Annotated in this window: 2 protein-coding genes and 1 pseudogene; 2 read left to right on the top strand and 1 reads right to left on the bottom strand. The window is 60.4% G+C overall.

All coding sequences use genetic code 11. From position 1 onward, the window contains the following. Window positions 1–303: 303 nt before the first annotated feature. Window positions 304–867 carry a hypothetical protein gene (locus tag AB0H28_RS30040; protein ID WP_358047512.1) on the bottom strand — a complete coding sequence of 188 codons (564 nt, stop codon included), beginning with the start codon at window positions 865–867 and terminating at the stop codon, window positions 304–306. A gap of 429 nt (window positions 868–1296) precedes the next feature. On the opposite strand from AB0H28_RS30040, the gene AB0H28_RS30035 reads away from it, so the two are divergent. Together AB0H28_RS30035 and AB0H28_RS30030 are read left to right on the top strand one after the other, a co-directional pair. Continuing rightward, window positions 1297–1518: a hypothetical protein gene (locus AB0H28_RS30035; protein ID WP_358047509.1), complete on the top strand. Its 222-nt coding sequence runs from the start codon at window positions 1297–1299 to the stop codon at window positions 1516–1518. 87 nt (window positions 1519–1605) lie between these two features. Then, window positions 1606–1701 (top strand): annotated as a pseudogene (locus tag AB0H28_RS30030) (transposase); the annotation flags it as partial.

Here is a 1701-nt window from a genome sequence, read left to right as displayed (position 1 = left end):
CGACGGCTCAGCGGCCGGCTGTCCCACGGTGGTCTCGGTCGTCATCTGGCGTCTCTCCCTTGATCGGTCGATCAGCCGTTATTTGTACAGTCCCGTACTAGGCCGCAGCCGAGACGGCGGGCAGCCTGCCGGTTGCTGGTAGCCGGCAACGGGGGCAGCGCCGCCGAGGCCCAACGCCTCACCGCCGAAGCGCGTTCATTATCGCGGTGGTGCGGCGACGGGTTGAACTCAAGTCGACCTTCTTCGAGGCCGAGCTCGACCGGGCAGCACAGGGCGCCGAAGGCGATATGGATCGCCTGGCTCCTACAGCCCGAATGGCGAGCCCGCTGCCAGGTAGATGATGGATGCAATGATGCCCATCAGGCAGGCAACCACCAGCAGTACGTGCCCCTGCCGCCACTTACGCACTACGGGGCCAGTGGTCGCCACCATGGGCGTTTCCTCCATGAGCTCAAGGATCGCCCTCAGCCTTCGTTCGTACTGGGCCACGGTCAGCCGATGTCCGCCGCCCACGCCGGGTATCAATGCACTGATATCGATGGGGGAATGCCCCAGCACCCGCAGCTCGATGTTGAGACGCGAATTCCCCTGAACCCCATCGACGATCGTCCGTGGCACATCGTATCTGACCATGGGGTTAGCTACTACGACGTGCGTTTTTGTCACCGCAATATAGGCCGCCGGGCCAGCTAGATAGAAGAGCACGATCATGGTTGCCAGAACGGGAATTGATCCGACCACTACTCTGAGGTTCTCATCCGTTACTGCTGTCAGCGACCACGCCCCGGCCACCGCTAGCATCGCCATAAAGACGAAAGGCAGCTTATCTAGCCGGCGTATCGGAGCCGGTCGTTCTAGTGCCATCATGACTGCTCCCATGAGAACCCCGCACCAGACCCTTCCTCAGCCCGTCCACGCCAGGGCCGGTTATTATCCCATACACCCTGCGTGTGCAACGTGTTGAGGTATCCATAGGCAGTCGAGATCATGGTTGTGACACCGTGCATCACCCATTGCATTTTGACAGCCAGAGAAGCTGGTACGACGGACCTCAGATGGCGGGGCATGTACTTTACTGAGCTGCCAATGGCCTTCGCATGACGCGCCACATACTCTAGTGAACCGCCGAGGGCCTTGACTAGACCATCAACTCCGAATTTACCCAGCCTTTGCAGCCCTAGTATGCCGAGTAGCGCTCCACCGGCGGCACCGATGAAAGAGCTCCAATAGCACGAGCAATCCCTAAATGCGGCTACGAAGTAGGCCACCGCCGATGCTACACCGAAGAACGCTGTGATGCCGGCACAAACGCCACACAGGAAACCGGGGACCAAGCCAGCAACTTCCGAGATTTTGCCAGCAATGCCGCCAATCAATGCTGCCGTCGAAGGCTTCTTCGATTCCAACTTCGTTGGCTTCGGCGTCGGCGTCGGCGTCGGCTTCGGCTTCTTGCCTCCACTCTTAGGCTTCGACGGCTTCCGCGCATTCGCCCAGTCGTCATCGCCGCAAGAGCCATGACAGCCGTCATTGTTGCCAGGCTTCACAACGACGTTTCCATTTACGTCTTCGTAGTCTGCGCCCGGCCCGCACCTGTCATCAGAGCAGGACGCCTGGGCCGAGTTCGTGCCCTTCCTCGCCTTCGACGTCGAGATCCGCAAGGTCATCTGCTCCACGAACGCGATCGAGTCCGTCAACGCCCGC

It is taken from the genome of Micromonospora sp. NPDC050980, assembly GCF_040653835.1.
Lineage (GTDB): Bacteria > Actinomycetota > Actinomycetes > Mycobacteriales > Micromonosporaceae > Micromonospora.
This window is presented reverse-complemented; position numbering and strand designations above follow the sequence as displayed.

What these genes read in the sequence shown, in the direction of transcription:
- AB0H28_RS30040 (WP_358047512.1), bottom strand. Translation starts at nt 867, where the DNA reads ATGATGGCACTAGAACGACCGGCTCCGATACGCCGGCTAGATAAGCTG.
- AB0H28_RS30035 (WP_358047509.1), top strand. Translation starts at nt 1,297, where the DNA reads ATGCCGGCACAAACGCCACACAGGAAACCGGGGACCAAGCCAGCAACT.